Annotated in this window: 12 protein-coding genes and 4 pseudogenes; 8 read left to right on the top strand and 8 right to left on the bottom strand. The window is 68.2% G+C overall.

The features are described from left to right. Window positions 1-114 precede the first annotated feature (114 nt). Window positions 115-2,880: a LuxR family transcriptional regulator gene (locus HB370_RS37500; protein WP_063766475.1), complete on the top strand. Its 2,766-nt coding sequence runs from the start codon at window positions 115-117 to the stop codon at window positions 2,878-2,880. A gap of 76 nt (window positions 2,881-2,956) precedes the next feature. Here HB370_RS37500 and HB370_RS37495 read toward each other — a convergent pair whose 3' ends face one another. Next, the gene (locus HB370_RS37495; protein ID WP_244405790.1) at window positions 2,957-3,934 is read right to left on the bottom strand and encodes an AraC family transcriptional regulator; all 978 of its coding nucleotides are present in this window, start codon (window positions 3,932-3,934) and stop codon (window positions 2,957-2,959) included. A gap of 440 nt (window positions 3,935-4,374) precedes the next feature. Here HB370_RS37495 and HB370_RS37490 point away from each other — a divergent pair. From HB370_RS37490 to HB370_RS42235, 5 genes and pseudogenes are all read left to right on the top strand, one after another. Next, window positions 4,375-5,750, top strand: a pseudogene (locus HB370_RS37490) (IS1380 family transposase). Window positions 5,751-6,232: 482 nt separating this feature from the next. Continuing rightward, window positions 6,233-8,203 carry an AAA family ATPase gene (locus tag HB370_RS37485; RefSeq protein WP_030794503.1) on the top strand — a complete coding sequence of 657 codons (1,971 nt, stop codon included), beginning with the start codon at window positions 6,233-6,235 and terminating at the stop codon, window positions 8,201-8,203. Then, entirely contained in the window at window positions 8,200-10,131 is a 1,932-nt protein-coding gene (locus HB370_RS37480) for an ATP-dependent helicase (RefSeq protein WP_051816285.1), read from the top strand. Before HB370_RS37485 ends, HB370_RS37480 begins: the two co-directional genes overlap by 4 nt. A 96-nt stretch (window positions 10,132-10,227) precedes the next feature. Beyond that, window positions 10,228-10,641, top strand: a pseudogene (locus HB370_RS37475) (ElyC/SanA/YdcF family protein); the annotation flags it as partial. A 125-nt stretch (window positions 10,642-10,766) separates the two neighbouring features. Next, window positions 10,767-10,931, top strand: a pseudogene (locus HB370_RS42235) (SAM-dependent methyltransferase); the annotation flags it as partial. A gap of 186 nt (window positions 10,932-11,117) precedes the next feature. On the opposite strand, the gene HB370_RS37465 reads toward HB370_RS42235, so the two are convergent. Further along, complete coding sequence (locus HB370_RS37465; protein WP_157855683.1) at window positions 11,118-11,393, bottom strand: hypothetical protein; 276 nt, start codon at window positions 11,391-11,393, stop codon at window positions 11,118-11,120. Window positions 11,394-11,486: 93 nt separating this feature from the next. On the opposite strand from HB370_RS37465, the gene HB370_RS37460 reads away from it, so the two are divergent. Continuing rightward, on the top strand, window positions 11,487-12,596 hold the full coding sequence (locus HB370_RS37460) for a hypothetical protein (protein ID WP_030794508.1): 1,110 nt from the start codon (window positions 11,487-11,489) through the stop codon (window positions 12,594-12,596). A gap of 316 nt (window positions 12,597-12,912) precedes the next feature. Here the strand turns inward: HB370_RS37460 and HB370_RS37455 are convergent, their stop codons facing one another. Both HB370_RS37455 and HB370_RS37450 read right to left on the bottom strand, forming a co-directional pair. Next, entirely contained in the window at window positions 12,913-13,422 is a 510-nt protein-coding gene (locus HB370_RS37455) for a hypothetical protein (RefSeq protein WP_037703389.1), read from the bottom strand. Between the two features lie 66 nt (window positions 13,423-13,488). After that, entirely contained in the window at window positions 13,489-13,677 is a 189-nt protein-coding gene (locus tag HB370_RS37450; RefSeq protein WP_157855684.1) for a hypothetical protein, read from the bottom strand. A 599-nt stretch (window positions 13,678-14,276) separates the two neighbouring features. Between HB370_RS37450 and HB370_RS37445 the strand changes: the two genes are divergently transcribed. After that, window positions 14,277-14,435: a hypothetical protein gene (locus HB370_RS37445; RefSeq protein ID WP_157855685.1), complete on the top strand. Its 159-nt coding sequence runs from the start codon at window positions 14,277-14,279 to the stop codon at window positions 14,433-14,435. 50 nt (window positions 14,436-14,485) lie between these two features. Here the strand turns inward: HB370_RS37445 and HB370_RS37440 are convergent, their stop codons facing one another. From HB370_RS37440 to HB370_RS37425, 4 genes and pseudogenes are all read right to left on the bottom strand, one after another. Next, a complete protein-coding gene (locus tag HB370_RS37440) occupies window positions 14,486-15,574 on the bottom strand; it encodes a site-specific integrase (RefSeq protein ID WP_167512927.1) in 1,089 nt (362 codons plus the stop codon). 63 nt (window positions 15,575-15,637) lie between these two features. Then, window positions 15,638-15,844 (bottom strand): helix-turn-helix domain-containing protein, encoded by a 207-nt coding sequence (locus HB370_RS37435; RefSeq protein ID WP_030795409.1) that lies wholly within the window; start codon window positions 15,842-15,844, stop codon window positions 15,638-15,640. A gap of 171 nt (window positions 15,845-16,015) precedes the next feature. Beyond that, window positions 16,016-16,639 (bottom strand): tyrosine-type recombinase/integrase, encoded by a 624-nt coding sequence (locus HB370_RS37430; RefSeq protein WP_051816349.1) that lies wholly within the window; start codon window positions 16,637-16,639, stop codon window positions 16,016-16,018. 874 nt (window positions 16,640-17,513) lie between these two features. Then, a pseudogene (locus HB370_RS37425) lies at window positions 17,514-18,286 on the bottom strand (transposase). Between the last annotated feature and the right edge of the window lie 262 nt (window positions 18,287-18,548).

Here is an 18,548-nt window from a genome sequence, read left to right as displayed (position 1 = left end):
TGGCCTGTGCGTGCGCGACCGCCGGTTCCGTTCCGGCCGCGTCCTAGCGTCGAAATCGCGGTGGGGGCCGTGTCCTCGCCGCTCGACGCGGTCACGGTTCCAGGGAGCGGCACGATGCAGTCCGACGGCACGACGGGAGCACGACCTCGGTCCTGTACGTCGCTGGCGGGGCGGGACGCCCCCTGGTCAGCCTTGCGGGACGCCGTGCTCGCGGCCCCGGCCGGAGGGCGGGCGCTGTGGCTGCGCGGCGAGGCCGGCATCGGCAGGACCGCACTGCTGGACGAGGCGGCCGCCTTCGCCTCGGAACGGGGGCTGCGCGTCCTGCGGGCCGTCGGCACCGCCCCGGAGGCGGGCATGGCCCTCGACGTCCTGCGCCGGCTGGTCCGGCCCCTGCTGGACCGGCACGACGTGCTGACCGACTCCCAGCGCCTCTGTCTGGAAGCAGCCTTGGACACCGCGGTGGGCACGACTCCCGGAGGGTTAGCCGTCGCCGCAGCCACCCTGGCGCTGCTGAGCGGGACCGCCGACGAACAGCCCCTGCTCCTGGCCGTCGACGACCTCCAGTGGGTGGACGCGCCCAGCGCGGGCGTCCTGGCCTTCGTCCAGCGCAGAATCGCCGCCGCGCCGATCGTCCTGGTCTGCGCCGTGCGCGCCGAGGCCGCGTCGGCCCTGGACAGCACCGGTGCGGAGGTGCTGGATCTCGCCCCGCTGACCTCTGCCGAGTCGGATGCGGTCCTGCGCCGCCGCCGGCCCGACCTCACGGCGCAGGCCCGGGCCGGCCTCGTACGGGAAGCTGCCGGCAATCCGCTGGCCCTGGTGGGAACGTCCGCGCGGCCGGAGCACGTCGACCGTACGGAGCAGGCTCCGGCCCTCGCCGCTCCCTCGGGCGACCGCCCGGCACACGACTTCGCCGTGCGGCTGGACGCCCTGCCTCCGCGAACCCGCTTCCTGCTCCTGCTCCACGCGCTCGCCGGCCACGAGGAGCGGAGCGTCCGCCTGGCGATCGAGGCCGCCGTCGCCGCCGGATCGCCGGCCGCGGAGGACACGCTGGTGGCGGCCGAGAGGTCCGGCTTGGTCCGCCTGCACCACGCCAGACTGACCTTCCTGCACCCTCTCGTCCGCACGTGCCTGGTACGGACGGCCTCCGCCGCGGACCTGCGCCGTGCCCACGCCGCCCTGGCCGCCGTGCTGCCCCGTGACGATGAGCGGCGTGCCACCCACCTGGCCGCGGCCGTCGAAGGCACCGACGACGACGTGGCGGACCACCTCGTGGAGGTGGCCCGCCGCAGGATCCGGCACGGTGGCCACCCCGAAGCCGCGATGCTTCTGAAGCACGCCGCACGGCTGAGCGCACGCCCGGGAGCTCGCGGCGCCAGGCTCACGGCCGCCGCCCACGCGGCGGCCGTCGGCGGACAGCCGGCCCTCGCCATCCGCCTGCTGGCGGACGCCGAGGTCGAAGGCGTACCCGCCGACAGCCGCCCCCTGTGGGAACTAACCGACGCTTACGTCCGATTCGAAAGCGACGGCGATCTCTCCCCGGCCGTCCTCCGCCTTCCGGCGCTGCTCGCCGGTCTGCGCCACCGTGCGCCGACGGCAGACGACACCGCGCGGACCACCCTCCGTTTCCTGCTCCACCTGACGGCCGTCTTCTCCGACGAGCCGGCGCTCCGGGACGCCCTGCGCACGGAACTGCCCCGCTCCGGGGCCGTGGCACGGCTCTGCTTCGACCTCTGGAACCGGCCCACCCGTCCGGACACCGACGGAACGCGCCGCCTGCGGCGGCTGGTAGCGGCGCTGACTCCCGAGGAAGAGGTCAGGGACGCCTGGCAGTTGCTGTGGATCGCGGCCGCACTCGACAGCGTGGGCGAGCACGCCCAGCTCTGGCACCGCGTCGTCCAGCGGGCCCCGTATCTGACCCAGGCGCACGTGGATCTCGCCACCTGCGGAGACGACTACCTGCGAGGCCGGTGGGACCGCTGTCTCACCGTCTCCCGCCGGGGCGCGCAAACGGCCCGGGAGCAGGGCTGCGGACTCCACGAACGGCTCTTCCGCCTCACCGAGGCCGCGGTCCACGCGGCACGCGGCCGACAGCCGGAAGCGGTCCTGGAACGGATCGAGTCCTGGGCGGCGAAGCGCGGCCAGGCCTACGTCCTGCGCCGGATCACCGGCATCCGCGCCGTTCACGCCCTGGCCTCGGGAGCGGACGAGACCGCGTACGCGCTGGCGGCGTCCCTGACCCCGCCGGGGACGTTCCCTCCTCAGGAGCCGCACTTCCAGCACGTGTTCCTCGACCTGATCGAGGCGGCGGTGCGGACCGGACGCCGCGCCGAGGCGCTGCGCCACATCGCGGCCGGCCATGAGATCCGGATGGGGGACATCGCGCCCCGGCACGCCTTCGTGCTGGCGGCCGCCGAGGCGATGGCCGCCGAAGGCGGGGACGTGCACACCCTCAGCGAGGCCGCCTACGCGATGCCGGGGGCCGACGCGTGGCCCTTCGAACTGGCCCGCCTGCACCTGCGCCATGGCGCGTGGCTGCGGCTCGCCCATCGCCCCGAGGAGGCCCGTGCCCACCTGCTGACCGCGCACACGCATTTCACCAGGCTCGGGGCGGAACCCTGGTCCGGCAGGGCAGCGGCGGAACTCCGGGCCGCCGGCACGGTCGTCGCGCGGACCAGGCCGACAGAGGTGTGGCAGCTGTCCCCCCAGGAGCTGCGCATCGCGCGACTCGTGGCGTCGGGCCTGAGCAACGGGCAGATCGCCGAGCGGCTGAAGGTGTCACCGCGCACCGTCGGCACCCACCTCTACAAGATCTTCCCGAAGGTCAACGTGGCCTCCCGCGCGGCCCTGGCTCACGCGGTGCGCGAAGCATACGACCGCTGAACGACTCAAGGCCCAGGAGCGTTCCGGAGCAGGTGACTCGGTGAGCACGTGTTCTTCGGGAGCACGAGCCCTGGACTCAGGCGCGGGGCGGGGCGGTGGTCCCCCGTCTCGCCTGCTGCCTCCACTCGCGCGGGGACACGTCGTAGGCGGACCGGAATCTACGGGCGAAGTGGCTCGGACTGGAGAAGCCGCAGCGGGCCGCGACGGCTCCGATGGTGAGACCCGCGTGGTCGGGCGAGGCCAGCATCTTCCGGGCGGTGGCGAGCCGCTCGGAGATGACCCACTGTTCCAGGCTCATGTCGGCGTCGCGCAGTACCTGGTAGAGGTGGCGGGCCGACACCCCGTGCGCGTGGGCGATACTCTCCGCGGAGAGGCCGGGGTCGGTGTGGTGCCGGCGGACGTGGGCCATCACCCGGGTGAGCAGGGTCTCGTCCATCACCGACCGCACGACCGGTGTCCGCGGGTCGTGCGCCGCGGATATCAGGAGCGCTCGGACCAGGTCGGCGGTGGCGCTCGCCAGGGCCGTCGCGCCGGGGTCCCGGGCCAGTCGGCCCGGATTCCGCCACATGTCCCGCAGGTGCCGCAGGACCAGGTCGTGGAGCGGACTGGCCCGCAGCTGGAGGGAGGCCCTGACCACCGTCTCCACGGGCAGGCCGATCCGCTCGACGTCGAAGACCATGGCCTGGGATCCCCCGTCGCCCGACCATCCGTAGACGCGGGGCGAGAGCTCGTGGAAGACGCAGACGTCGTCCGGCCCGAACGTCAGCCGCTCGCCGGCGACTTCCGCGCGGCCCGTCCCCCGGTGCTGGAGCGACACCGAGACGACCGGGTTGCTGCGTTGCCTGCGGATGTGCGCGGGGGTGCGGTGGGCCTCGAAGCCACTGTTGTACGTGGAGAACATCGGCAGGTCCCCGACGTTCCAGAGTTCCATCCGGGCGTGAACGCCTTCGGAGGACTCGTGAACGATGCGGTTGGGCACCGACTCGTTGGTCATCCCGTGCCGGAATGCCTCTAGCCGTTCGGCGGGGGGCAGGGCGTCAGTGTCCAGCAGCAACAACGTTCCTCCACCTGTTCTCCCTGTTCGAGGACCGATTCTCCTCGCGCTCGCGGTGGCGCTCAAGGCACTTCCGTGAAGCTCTGGCCCGCGGGAGAAGAAACCCTCGTTCCCCCGCACTCGGCGACCGGCGCGCAGCTGGCCAGGGCACCGTCGGGCCGAACGCTGGCAGAGAGCACCGTCGCCGCTGCGCGGCATCACGAAGGCGACGGAGGCAGCGCGCGTCGGTGCAGAACCGCCTACCTGGCCGGCCTGGACGTAAGAGCCCTTGACCTCGATCTCTGCCGCCGAGGCGACGGCCCTGCACTCCGGGATCTAGCCTCGCGCTTTCGCGTGCCAGGGTGTCCGGTGGCTGATCAGAAACGTGAAGAGTGCTCCTGAACTGCAACGATGGGACTTGTCTAGGGTCCAGGTCGTCGCATGAAAGAAGCACTCTCCAGGTGAAGAAGCGTATCGGGTCCTACCCGCGTGTCCGTGTCGAGGGCGGTGGTCGCGGGGTGGTCTCCCAGGCCGGTGGTGTGCTGCTGGTGGAGACTGTCCGCAAGACCGGTCTGGATCAGGCGATATCGGCGGCGCTGGCGCCGTGGCGCAAGCCGCGGGCGGTGCATGATCCGGGCAAGGTCCTGCTGGATGTGGCCCTCGCGGTGGCGCTGGGCGGGGACTGCCGGCGGACGTCGGTCTGCTGCGGGCCGAGCCGTCGGTGTTCGGGCCGGTGGCCTCCGATCCGACGGTGTCCCGGCTGATCGACGCGCTGGCAGCAGGCGGGAAGCGGGCGCTGACCGCACTGCGGCAGGCCCGCGCTCACGTCCGTGAACACGTGTGGACGGTGGCCGGGGAGGCGGCGCCGGACGCGGCCGGGCAGGTGGTCGTGGACCTGGACGGAGTGCTGGTGATCGCGCATTCCGAGAAGCAGGATGCGGCCGCGACCTGGAAGAAGACCTTCGGGCACCATCCGCTGATGAGGTTCGTCGACCACGGCCGGGGCGGGTCCGGGGAGCCGGTGGCCGCTCTGCTGCGGCCCGGGAACGCGGGCAGCAACACCGCTGCAGACCACATCGAAGCCGCCCGGCTCGCGCTGGCGCAGCTGCCGAAGAAGTACCGGCGCGGACGGCGGACGCTGATCCGCACCGACTCGGGCGGGGGCACCCACGAGTTCGTCGACTGGCTCTCCGCCCGCGGCCGGTGGCTGGCCTACTCGGTCGGCATGACCATCACCGATGCCGTCCACCAGGCCGTCCTGAAGGTCCCGGCACCGGCCTGGACGCCTGCCGTCGAGCCGGACGGCGAGATCCGCGACGGCGCCTGGGTGGCCGAGCTCGACGGCGACTGTCTCAAGGGCTGGCCCAAGGGGATGCGGCTGATCGTGCGGAAGGAACGCCCGCACCCCGGCGCCCAGTTGCGCTTCACCGACGCCGACGGCATGCGCCTGACCTGCTTCGCCACCAACACCAAGAACATCCCGATCGCCGCACTCGAACTGCGCCACCGCCAGCGAGCAAGAGCCGAGGACCGCATCCGCGCCGCCCGCGCCACCGGCCTGCGCAACCTCCCCCTTCACGACGCCGCGCAGAACCGGATCTGGCTGGAGATCGTCCAGATCGCCCTGGACCTGCTGGCCTGGATGCCGATGCTGGCGCTGACCGGAGCCGCACGTCTGTGGCAACCCCGCCGCATACGACTGCGGCTGTTCTCCGCCGCTGCCCAGCTGGTCACCACCGGCCGCCGCCACATCCTCCGCCTCGCCAGGCACTGGCCCTGGACCGGCGTGATCACCAACGCCATACAACGGCTCGCGGCCCTGCCGAACCCCGGCTGACCAGCAACTTCCCGTCCCTACGAGCAGCACCACCCGACCGGAGCCGTGGAACCCGGCGCCCACCCGACGCGACAGCCGGGCCACCAGCCTGCCCACCTGCAGGAATCTCCGGCCCCGAACGAGCCGAAAGGGTCCGTCAGCAAGCTGACGGACCCTCACGAAACATCGAGGTTAACACTTGGTCAGTGTGCCCACGGCATCCAGCACCAGATCGGAGGCGTACCGGCACGTTGCGTCCACGGCCGGCGGCCGCCACCCCGCAGGGTCCTGGTCGCCTCTGCTGTCGAGCGCGGGCACGAGCAAGACGGGACAGGCACTCAGCTCGAACTGCTGGTGCGTCGCTGGCTACGTCCCCGAACAAAGGAGGCCGCCGGTCAAGTGCCCGGTGGTTTGATCGGAACCTGCCCGGAGATCGTGCGGTTCCGATACCGTCATCCGCGGGGCCTTGCCGTTCATGACGTCGTTGAACCGGAAAGTGGCGAATGTTCATCGAGAAGCTCGTGCTGAAGAACTTCAAGTGCTTCGGGCCGGAGGGCTCATCCGTCCGCCTGGAGCCGAGCATCACTGCGCTCATCGGTGCCAACGGCTCGGGCAAGACCGCAGTCTGCGAGGCGCTGCTACGGCTGTTCGGGATGTCCGCCAAGGAGCGGGCCGTACGCGTGGACGACTTTCACGTGCCCCTCGGCGAGACCGCCCCTCCTCCCACCCGCGAGCTGACGATCGAAGTAGTGCTCGCCTTCCCTGAACTCGACGCCGATGACGACGGTGAGGCCGCGATAGGCGAGAAGCGTGAGGGGCAGAAGGAATTAACCCGGCTGATTCCGGAGTTCTTCAGGCGCATGGCCGCCACGGAGGACGGCGACCTGAAGGTTCGGGTGGTACTCCGGGCCCAATGGGTCGATGACGGCACGGTGGAGGGCGCCATCACCGAGTCACGGCTGATCGTCAACACCCTTGTCGAAGAGTACGGTGAGGAGGACTACGCGCCGCTCACTCCGGTGGAGCGCAGCCGTATCCAGATGGTCTACATTCCGGCGTCCCGCGACGGCGTACGCCAGGTGACCTCTTTCCTCCGCAGTCGGCTTTGGCGAGCCGCGCAGTGGTCAAGCGGTCTGCGTGACCTCGTGAGCGAGCACGCGGCAGAGGTCGCAGAGAAGTTCACCGACGAACCCGTCGTCCGGGTCGTGGAGGGGGCGCTGACCGCGCGATGGCAGCAACTCCATGATGCAGGTATGCACTCGGACCCGAAGCTGCGGCTCCTCGACGGCGACTTCGACCGGTTGGTCCGCGATTCCGAACTCGTCTTCGAGCCCGACCGCAGCGGCCGCCCTCGCCCTGCCCGCACGCTGAGTGACGGGCAGCGATCATTGCTTCACCTCGCCCTGGTGGCAGCTGCCCTCGACGTGGAGGGCGCAATCAACGACGGTCAGCACGCCAAAGACTTCGCGCTGGACAACGCCCACCTGCCGAACCTGACGCTGATCGCGGTCGAAGAGCCCGAGAACAGCCTTTCTCCGTTCTTTCTGTCCCGGATCATCACCCAGCTGCAGGAGTTGAGCGGCAGCCCAGCAACGCAGACGGTACTCTCCAGCCATTCCGCCAGCGTCATGGCCCGAATCCGCCCCGAAGACGTCCGGTACCTCCGCACGGAAGCCGCCACCGCGACAGCATCGGTTCGCGAGATCATTCTCCCGGAAAATACGACGGAGGCTGGCAAGTACGTGCGTGAGGCGGTGCGCGCTCACCCAGAGCTGTATTTCGCCAAGTTCGTGGTACTGGGCGAAGGCGACTCCGAGCAACTCGTGATCCCCCGCATCGCCCACGCACACGGCGTCCAGCTGGATCCGTCGTTCATCTCCATGGTGCCACTCGGCGGTCGGCACACCAATCACATGTGGACGCTCCTGAATAATCTGGACATCCCGCACGCCACTCTGCTGGACCTCGATTACGGCAAGGACGGCGCCGGGCCAGCCCGGCTGCGCGATGCTTGCAAGCGCCTTGCCACCAGCGGCCTGAGACCGCTGGAAGGGCTCGTCGGCTACGACAAGATCGACGACATCACCGACGATCTCGAAGTCGATGCCATTCTTCCGATCTTGAAGCACCTACGTACGTTCGGCGTCTTCTACGCCACGCCCCTCGACCTCGACTACGCCATGCTTAGGGCGTTCAAAGACGCCTACACGCACCTCGAAGGGGGCGACCGCGGACCGGGGGCCGGCGATCCCCTCATCACGGTCATGGGCGAGAATGGGACCAGGGAGGACTACTGGAGGGACGCCGAGCACCTTGAGTTGCTGGGCTGGTACCGCTACCTGTTCGTGACCCGGTCCAAGCCGAGCTCCCACATCAGCGCGCTCGGCCGCCTGAGCAACGCGGAGGTGAAGGCGAACGCGCCCGAGTGGCTCCAAAGCCTCGTGCGCCACATCCAGGAAAAGATCTCCCTGTGAGCGTCCCCACCCAGTCGGGCCGCGCGAACCCGCCAACTGCGCCCGCTACCACACTGATTTCTGCCCAGAAATGGCGGCCGATCGGCATCTCGGACCTCGAACCGGCCGCGTGGGAAGCTCTGCGGGACACCGGCAATGTCGCAGTCGTGGCAGGTCCGGGCGCGGGCAAGACGGAGTTCCTCGCGCAGCGCGCCGCCTACCTCCTGCAAACCGGCATCTGCCCGTGGCCCCAGCGCATCCTCGCCATCTCGTTCAAGAAGGACGCCGCAGCCAACCTCGGCCGCAGGGTCGCTTCCCGAGTCCCGGAACACGCTGACCGATTCGCGTCCATGACATTCGACGCCTTCACGAAGAGCCTGGTGGACCGGTTCGCTGCAGCGCTGCCAGCGGACTGGCGGATAAGCGACGGGTACGACATCCGCTACACGACCGATTCCGAGGTAAGCCAGTTCCTCAACGACGTCGCCTTCTCGGCACCCCCAGCCCTATCCGGCAAACTCGGTTTCCAGGCCCGGCGCTTCGTCCCCGACACCGTGGGTGGCTGGCAGCTGCCCGAGAGCCTGCCGACAGAGGACAAAGGCGACGCCGTCTCTTACGCCGTACGCGAGTGGTGGCGCGCGCGCTATCTACGGACAGGAACTGCGGAAGTCGACTTCGTGATGCTCAACCGACTCGCCGAGTTGCTCGTCCGCGCGGTGCCGAAGCTCAGACGCGCCCTGCGCATGACGTACCCTATGGTCTTCGTCGACGAGTTCCAAGACACGACAAGCGCGCAATTCTCCTTCCTCACCTCCGTGTTCGGCTCAGAGACCACAGTCACCGCGGTCGGAGACAGCAAGCAGCGGATTATGGGCTGGGCTGGCGCTCTACCCGAGGCACTCCAGCGTTTCACCGACGCCTTCAACGCCACTTCCTATGCGCTTGCGTGGAACTTCCGATCCAGCGATGCGCTCGTGGAACTTCAGCACGTCATTGCGAGCAAACTGGACCCGACCACGGTACGGGCCACCTCGAAGGCGACCGCCGAAGTCGGGCACGAGCCAGCCGTCTTGTGGACGTTCTCCAACAGCGATCAGGAGGCGACCTTCATCGCCGACTGGATCGCCCGGGACATCGCCGCCTCGGACCGTACGCCATCGGATTTCGCGCTCATCGCTCGCCAGACGATCAAAGACTACGAGCCACTGTTTCGTGCCCGCCTCGCCGCCCACGGCATCAGAGTCCGCAACGATGACGCCCGGTTCGGCAAGATGCCCCTGCAGGACTTACTGAAAAGCGAGACGGCCCGCCTCCTGCTGAGTCTGCTCCGCTTGGCCAACGAACCTCATGGCCTCGCCAAGGTTTGGCGGGACGTAGCGGCAACCATGGAACGCGTCCACGGAGCAACCGAGGACAACCGCGCCCAACGTCGCGTCAGCGAGGAACTGGCCGAACTGACCACCCAGCTACGCACCTGGCTCCGTGCACACCCCCCAACGGCCACATCGGCCGCCGAAGCCATCAACCAGGTCGTCAGCCTCCTCGACGGCGCCGCTCTCCGCCGCTACGTGAAGTCGGCAGTCCCTGGGGAGGATCTCGATATCGTCCTTGGCGCATTCGAGGCACGCCTTGAGACCGCGATCAACGGCGCTACCGAATGGGGGCACGTGCTCGACGACTTCGAAGGGGCTGATGCGGTCGTCCTGCTCACCGCACACCGCAGCAAGGGCCTCGAATACCACACTGTGTTCTTCCTTGGCATCCACGCGAAACAGTGGTGGGCGTACGGGAGCGACCGGCGCGAAGGAAAATCGACCTTCTTCGTAGGCTTGTCCCGGGCTGCTCATCGACTGATCTTCACCACAGACCGGTCTGACCGCACCGGCCCCATAGGCGACCTCTTCACGATGCTCGCCGAGGCGGGCGTGCCCGAGGTGCACCGAGAATGACGACGGCTCCCGACTAAGAACTCCTAACAGAATGCGTCGTCTGTAGGGTGGCTGGTTCTTCCGCGGCCCGATACCGAGGTGCCCTAGAGTCGCCGCATGCGGCGAAGGATGGGACTGGCGATAGCTGGGGTTGCAGCCCTGGCCTGGGGCGAGTGGTTGAACTGGCGCTGGTCTCGAGCGCTCGTGGGGAGTAGCGGGGGCGCCTCCACGGCCGTGGGGGTGTTGGGGTACCGGAATCCCCAAGCGACGGCGAACTTGATCAACCGATGGCGAGTCCGTGCTGGAATCCGCTCCATCGCCGCTGACGGTGCGCAGGGGACCTGCGTGATCTTCAGCGGCGGTACGACCAGCAGCGGCGCCACCGAGGCCCAGCTGATGGCTGACTACGCGAAGTCGGTGCTTGAGTTCGACGGCACGGTGCTCCTCGAAGAACAAAGCGCGACGACGTGGGAGGACATCACGAACGTGATCCCACTGCTAGAAGACGTGGATCGCATCAAGATTGCCTCTCAGCCAGCTCATGCGCTCAAAGCCCGTGCGTACTTGCGGCGGCAGCGCCCCGATCTTGCAAAAAGGCTGGTGCGCGCGGATGACTACCACCCCGGCGAGTGGATGGTCGTCAAACCGTTGTTGGCTCTGTACGGACGTCCATCTGGCCCTACCGGTACGAGGACCTCGTGGCGCAGTTGCGGAGCGTTGGGCTCACGCTGCAGTCCACCACCTTCGATCCCGAGAGCGATGGATACCTGGTGGTCGCCAGCCGCGACCAGACGCGAGGCACGTCTGAGCCGGTGCGCTGATCTGCCTTTCGTCGTCGTGGTTGCCGAGCTGCCGGCTCGCGACTGCCTGCAGCGCTTCGCGAAGTGTTCAGCGCTTGAAGCGGTTGCTGCGGGTGCGGTCCTCACCCTGCATCTGACCTGCTCAAGCTGAAGTTGGAAACAGCTCGCAATCTGCCTTGCCGTCAGCCCACGTCAGAAGCTGGGCAATTACGTGAACTTCCACAACGTGCTGTGCACGTGCGACGCGGCCGCGTCGCACGAGGGGCACGCTACCGTCTGCTGCCGGCCATGCAGGTCGATCCACACCACGTCCCCGACGACGTCCACCGCGTCGATGACCAGCCCTTCGACGTCAGGCCACACCGGATCCCAGACATCTTCGTCCCGCACGAACACCATACTGACGGCGGGATATTGCCGATCATGACGGATATTTGGGATTGACCTCCACAAAGTATCCGCCGAAGTCGTTTCGATCTTCATCGCCGCTGTCCGCTCGTTGATGCAACCATTTGACTGACCTGCGAGGGACGACGATTCTCCCTGGAATAGCCGGTACCTAGGGGAGGGAACCCGATGACCGACCAGGCGGACGCGCAGCACCCCCACGAGCCCGAGGGCGGCGCGGAGCGGGCCCCGGCGCCGACGCCGGCGCCCGCCCAGACCGAGAAGAAGGCGCAACGCCCGTCCCAGCGGCCGGACGTGTCCTACACCCCAGTGTCCAACGGCATGGACTACCTGGTGAGCGTCTTCCAGCACCTGACCGAAGGCGAGAAGCCGCCCGGCGCCCGCGACCTCAAGTACACGGTGCTCCACCTCCAGGCGGCCACCGAGGTGCTGCTCAAGGCCCGGCTCGCGCAGGAACACTTCAGCCTCATCTTCCAGAACCCGGCCGAGGCCACCCACGAGACCTGGGGGAGCGGCAAGTTCAAGAGCTGCGGCACCCTGGACGCCTTCGACCGCCTGCGCGACATCGCCCGCCTGGACCTCGACGATAATGACCGAAAGCGCATCAAGGAGCTCGGGGAGAGCCGCAACGCCCTCCAGCACTACGGCCTGACGTACAACGCGTACGCCATCGAGTCTCGCGCGGCGAGGGTGCTCGAATTCCTGATCACGTTCATCCACCGGCACCTCATCCCAGGACTCGACCCCGCCGAAGCCCGGGGCGTCGAAAGAGACATGGACTCGTTCCGGTTGCAGCTCAAGGGCATTGAGACGCTGGTCAAGCAGCGCATGAACAACCTCCGGAGCGACCTGGCCAAGGTCGCCGACGTTACGGTGAAGTGCCCGGACTGCGAGCAGTGGGCCATGGTCGCCTACGACGGCAAGGACGAGGGTCCTGGCTGCCTGTTCTGCCATCAGGTGTGGCCGGACAACCCGGAGTCCGCCGCCGTCAACTACGCATGGATCATCCTGGGCCAGGACGAGCATTCTGCTTTCCAGGACGGCGGCGATCCGCCGGTAGTCGACTGCCCGGAGTGCGGGGTATGCGCCCTTGTGCCGGACGCGGTGACCGCGGCAGGCCAGCCCGGGGCGACGCCCCTGTGCTTCTCGTGCGGCACCGTCTTCAAGCACCTGATCGACTGTGAAGGCGGCTGCGGGTCTGTCCTCGACATAGCACCTGATGACGACTCGATCCCCATGTGCTCCGACTGCATCGACATCCGGTACGCCCGCTTCTGAGCCCGCACTCCGCAACCTGATCCACTTGAGAGGCAGTGCCATGAGTACTGGATACAGCCCGCAAGGCCATAGGCCGGAGCCGACGACGGCCTCCGCCACCGGCTCTCCGATCTCGCCGGCCGAGGGCCCTGGCAGCGACGCCTACGCGGACATGAGCACCCGACTCGCGGCACTGCGGTCACCCGTCTGCGCCCTGTCCACCTGAAGCTGCCACGAAGTGACCAGTAGCTCACAGGACGGCGACGTCCCCCGGCCGGGGGGCGCCCGATCGGGGGCCGTATGCGCAGCGGCCACTCTCGCGCCCGGAGCGTCCGGGCTACGCGAGCGGGGCATTGGCGCCGGTGAGGTCTTCGACCACGCCGGGGTCGAGCTCCGCGGCGCGATCCCGCAGGCGCTTCTGCTGCGCGGGGGTCAGGCCAAGCTCGTCGTCGAAGGCGAGGCGTTCGAGGGCGGCGGCGACGTAGCCGGGCGCGGCTGCTGCCAGCGCCTGGCGCATGGCCTCGCCGACAACGTCTGCCGCGGGCAGGCTGGCGGAGTAGTGCGCGGCGATGCCATATGTCTCGGCCGCGCGCGTGTTGATTCGCTCCAGCGCGGCCTGCACATTGGCGTCACCCTGGTCGGCACGCAGGACGAGGTCCACTTGGTCGCGGCCGTTGGCGGCAGCAGTCACCGGTCGGAGACCAGACGCAGTCGGCCGCTCGGGGGCAGCCTCCTGTACCACCTCGGCGGCCGGGGTGTCCTTGGGCCTGCGTCGCAGCTTCTCTTTGAATCGGCGTGCCCCGTCCTTGAGGTACGGGGTGGCAACCTCCACGGCGGCGACCGTCACGGTTTGAGCGACCTCAACCGCAATGTCGGTGGCGCAGTTGACGAGGAGGTTCCTTAGGCCGTCCCTTTAGCCCTCGTCGTACCGGTCGTCGGCGTCGAAGAGTTCGGTCTGGGCAACGAGCGAGTTGTCCCGGTGATCGCGGGCGGTACCCCGCATACCGCCGGAGGAGGCACGGGAGCGGTCGAGGTGGGTGCCGGCGGGGAACTCGACCAGCATGAACTTTCGATTCGGCTGCGGCCGTTGATAGTTGGACATGACGGAACTGTAGGGGGCCGCACCGACAGCGCGGCCGTTTTCAGAGATCGCCATCAGTCGTCGCTGAGGAGGTCCCTCGTCCTCGCTTCGCTCGAGTGCCTCGTCCGTAGCCCCTATCGTGCCGATCCTCTCGCATCGGCGGCGAGGAACGTGCCTGATGTGCCTGCACAAGCTTTGGGCCTGTGACCAGCAGTTGCACTTGACAGATGCAGATAAGGCCCGTCGGGCAACGGCAGTGCGGTCTCCTGAAGGCCCGCGGCGCTCACCTCGTCCCCGGCTTTGAACTGCGGCCGTTCCGACAGAGCGAGGTGGCCGCACAGCAGGGTGAAGGGGCCGCTTTGACCCTGGCAGCTTTGCGCTCCCAGTCGTGGCCGAAGCGGCCAGCGACGAGCGCGGGCAGCTGGCGGACTCAGGTCCGTGACGACGGCCTTGCGGGCGGACAGCACCTCTTCGTCGGTGAGCTGTACGCCGGTTGCCCCGCCGGAGGTGAAAACAATCTGCTGCACCGCGCGCTGGTGCGTACCGTGGCACCGTCATCGGCGAGGACAGCGAGGAGGGCGCCCGAGCCGCCGGCCGGGTAGCCCATACCGTAGCGGTGGATGGCGGCGACCATGGTCAGCAGGAAGGCGCCTGTTCCGCCGGCCAGCCGTCAGGTTCTGGCCGAACTCCTCCAGGCGGATCCTTACGCCCACCCCTGGCCGTACGACAGTGACGGCCGCTGGACGCCGCCCGACGAAGCGCTCACGGAGCATCCCTGAGTGCGCGAACGCCTCCGCCCTGTCCTTGAGGGGACAGGGCGGAGGCGTGTTCACGCGGCGATGACGAGCGGGGAGTCCAGGCGCTGCCACGCACCGAGGACGGCCTTGTGGGCGTCGGGCTGGAGGTGGGCGTAGCGCTGGGTGGTCTGGAAGCTCTCGTGACCGAGGAGGTGCTGGACCTCGTAGAGCGATACTCCCTTCTGCACCAGCCACGAGGCGCAGGTGTGGCGCATGGAGTGCGGCGGATAGTGCGGGACGGGCTGCTGTTCGCCGTCGCTGTCGAAGTAGCAGGCGGCGTCGACGGCCGGCCACCAGGTCTGCCGGCGCCAGTTCCCGTCGTCCAGGCGGCGACCGGCCCGGCCCTTGGTGATGGTGGTGAAGACCAACGCGTCACGGTCGAGCCGGTGGATGTGGCGTTCGAGCGCCTCCAGGACGTGGGGCGGGAGCGGGACCTCGCGTCGGCTCTTGGAGCTCTTGGGGTACTCCTTGATGCCGCTCTTGGTGTTGACCTCCACCACGAACAGGCGCGAACGGCGCCGGTCGATGCGGTGGCAGTGCAGCCCGGAGAGTTCCCCCCAGCGCAGCCCGGTGTAGAAGCCGAGCAGGCACATCGTCTTCCACGCGGTGGGGAGTTCGTCCAGAATGCTCTGCGCCTGGTCGAGCGTGAACCACTGCGGCGGCTTCACGGCAATCGGGGGCAGGTCGATGCTGCGGCACGGACTCACCGCGATGACGTCGTCGTCGACGGCCGCCCGCATGATCGAGGACGTCAGGTTGTAGGCCCGCTTGATGGCCGCGGGGCCCGTGCCCTTCTCGATCAGGCTGCGGATCCAGCTCTGGACGTCCATGCGGGTGATGGCCCGCATCTCCCACTCCGCCCAGTAGGGCAGAACGTGGTTCTTGATGCTGGAGGCGTCTCCCCGCAGGGTGTGGGGCTCGACCACACGGGCGTTCCACCACCGGTCGTGCCACTCACGGAAGGCCATCTCACCGGCCCGCGGATCACGCATGGTGCCGCGGGCGAACTGGGTCTCCATCTCGATACCCCAGGCACGGGCCTGGGCTTTGAGCGGGAAGCTCTCGCTGAACCGGTCTCCGCTCCGGTTGCGTACGGTCGCCTGCCACTTGCCTGATGTCAACTTGCGCAGGTACGCGGTACTACTCCTTTGTTCGGGGATGAGGGACGGGCCGACAGCACGAGGTCAGCGACGGTTGCGCGGGGAAACGACCGACCTGCTGGCGATGAACTCCTCCAGCCCGCCGACAGGCACACGGACACGGGAGCGGCCCGTTCCGGTACGCAGGTCGACAACCGGCAGTTCTCCGGCGGCAATGAAGCGGTAGACGGTACGCCGGTCGACGTCCAGAGCGGCGGCTACGGCAGGAACGGACAGCAAACGGGCAGGCATCGATGAGTCCTCGCGGGAGCTGAAGAGGGAAAAGGGGCAGCCGGCGCACCGGCCCAGCCGGGCAACGAGACGGACCAAGACGAAGGCCACTGCCGTCAGAACAACCGCCGCTCCAGAGGCGTGGCGTGTGGGCCCCGCCTTCGCGCGCCGGCCAGGGACCGGGGCGGGAAATTACCGGTTGAGCGAGTCCGGCAGAGCCGTGACCTTCGCCAGGTGCTCCCAGTCGAGTTCGACGTCCTCTACCTGGAAGCGATGCGGGTAGCGCTGAGCGAACCAGCTAGCGCTCAGGCCAGCCCATTCAGCGACAACCCAGACAGGGACACCCGCCTTGAGCCACAGATCCAGGCAGGACTCGCGGAGAATCGCTACCCTCTCCCCCACTCCCGCTTCACGCTCCTCGCCGCTCAGCACCGCCTCGCACGCCTGCTTCCACGCCTTCCGATACACCGAAGACGCAAGCGGCCCACCGCGCTCGCCGGGGAACAGCAGATCACCCGGCTTCAAGCCGGCCTGGTCGATCCACTGCCGCAGCACACCCACGATCTCCGGGGTGAGAGGAACACTGCGGCCCTCACCGGCGCGGACCCGCACCTCACCGAACCCCTCCTCCGGGAGCGTCACATCGTGCACCCGGAGCCGGGTGGCCTCACCAGGCAGCAGGGCCGCACCCGCCATGGAAGCGAGGAAGGGAAAGACCGCCCCCGGTGTCCCGGGACTCTGCTGCGCCCACCGCAGCAGGGCACCGATGCGCCGCTCGGAAAGCAAGGTCGATTCGTCTATTGCGAGCTGTGACAAAACTGCATGACTCCTTACACGAGATATCGGGACGCACTGACGTCCCCTGGTTATTCAATGGTCTGAAGAAATGCCGGTTTGGCCAACCGGCGATCGTCGGGTATGTTGCGCCCAGTCCGGTGCTCGGCGCACCCCGCTGATACGCCTAGGACATGAGATAGGTCGCCGGTCTTTCCCAGGACCGCTCTAGGTTTACTTGCTTCGCCGCTGTATTCCAGTCCCTACCGGGGGCAAATGTGTCTGCCGTCGGCGAATCAACATCCTCAGCCATGATGAGTCGGTCAGAGGAGCCGTCTGTCACCATCCCCGCCAGCAGGGGCAGCGGCAGGGCGCAGCACACGGATCGGACCGGCAGCTCTCGGAATCGCTGGTGTACGCCAGAACAGAGCAGGCGCCTTCTAAGCGCTCACTCCATACTCCGGAGCATCGATTCAGGGGGACAACCCCTGCTGCGGAGGTAGATAGCGGCCCGTCCACCTTCAGCTGCGGCGCCCGCCTGTGACAGCCAGACAGCGGCTGCGGGACAGCACCGGCTCGGAGAAAACAAGAGACGCGCTGAAAGTGGCAGAGGGCGAACAGCACCGACTGCCGGGCGAGCGAATCTGGGCTGAGGCCCGGCACCGACGTGCAGAGTCCGCAGTGTAGGCCCCTTGCGAAGAGGCGTTGCGGCTGGAGGGCGGCTCAGGGCCTTTCCGGCGCGCTGCCCGCTTCGGTCATCGACACGACGAAACGAAGATTCTAAAAATCCTTTTGGCTCGCCCTGGCCCTCATACCGAGGACACCAGCAGCGACACGATGCGTATTAACGAATGCGCGTGCTAGACGGTGTCCCGTAAATGCTACGATCATGCTGGTTGACCTGCTCGTTTGCCTGTCATCCGGTGTGGGTGAGGTTGTGCAGGCGGGCGATGCCGAGCATGGCGTGGTGGACGCCCTCTCCTCTGAGGCGGCAGTCGCGCAGGATCTTCAGCTCTTCATGCGGGCGAAGGTGTGCTCGACGCGGGCGCGGACCTTGCGGTGGGAGGCGTTGTGCTCCTCCTTCCAGGCCGGCAGTTCCTCGTCCTTGTGCCGGCGGTAGTGCGGGACGGTCAGGCCGGTGCCCCGGTAGCCACCGTCGGCGATCACCGCGGGGGTGGTACCGACGGCGGTCTTCGCGCCGGACTCCTTCCAGGCCCGGCAGTCGTTGCGGTTGCCGGGCAGCGGCTTGCCGACGGCGACGACCAGGCGGGTGTCGGCGCCGATGACGACCTGGTGGTTGGTGGAGTAGCGGTAGTTCTTGCTGGAGGCGGCCACGGCCCGGTCGCGGGTGAGGACCAGCGTGCCGTCCACGATGAGCACGGTGTCCTTGCGGAACCGCCGCCGGGGCTGGAGCGCGAGAGCCGGCCCGCGGTGGCCGACGATCCGGTCGGCCGCCGACTTGGACACGCCGAACAGCGGAGCGAGTCGGCGCAGGGTGAGGTTGGTGCGCCAGTACGCGGCCACCAGCAGCACCCGGTCCTCCAACGGCAACGACCACGGCCGGCCCTTGCGGACCGGATCGGCTCCCTCACGCCGCAACGTGGTGATCAGCTTGTTGAACTGCCGCGGGCTCAGCCCGGTGAACGGGCCTATCCACGAGGGCTCCGACGCCGTGATCACACCAGCCACGGCAAGATCATCTCAGCTGTGACCAGCAGTTACGGGACAACCTCTAAGGCAGCCGCTGCACAGCCACGCATCATGGGGTCGACCCTGCAGTGTCTCGAACCCATCGCGGCTGACCGGGCGGCGAAGGCGAGAGGGGAGGTGATGACATTCCTTGACGTCAACCTACGAGTCGGTCGCCTGTTCGTCACCGAAGGACCTCCGTAGCCATGGGCACGCCCTCTTGAGTACAGCGCTGCAGGGGAACGTTCGCCTAGCCTCGAAA

The organism is Streptomyces sp. DSM 40868 (genome assembly GCF_011820545.1).
In the GTDB taxonomy this organism is placed as follows: Bacteria; Actinomycetota; Actinomycetes; order Streptomycetales; family Streptomycetaceae; genus Streptomyces; species Streptomyces eurythermus.
Note: the sequence above shows the minus strand (reverse complement) of the source record. Positions and strands in the feature narration are given on the sequence as shown.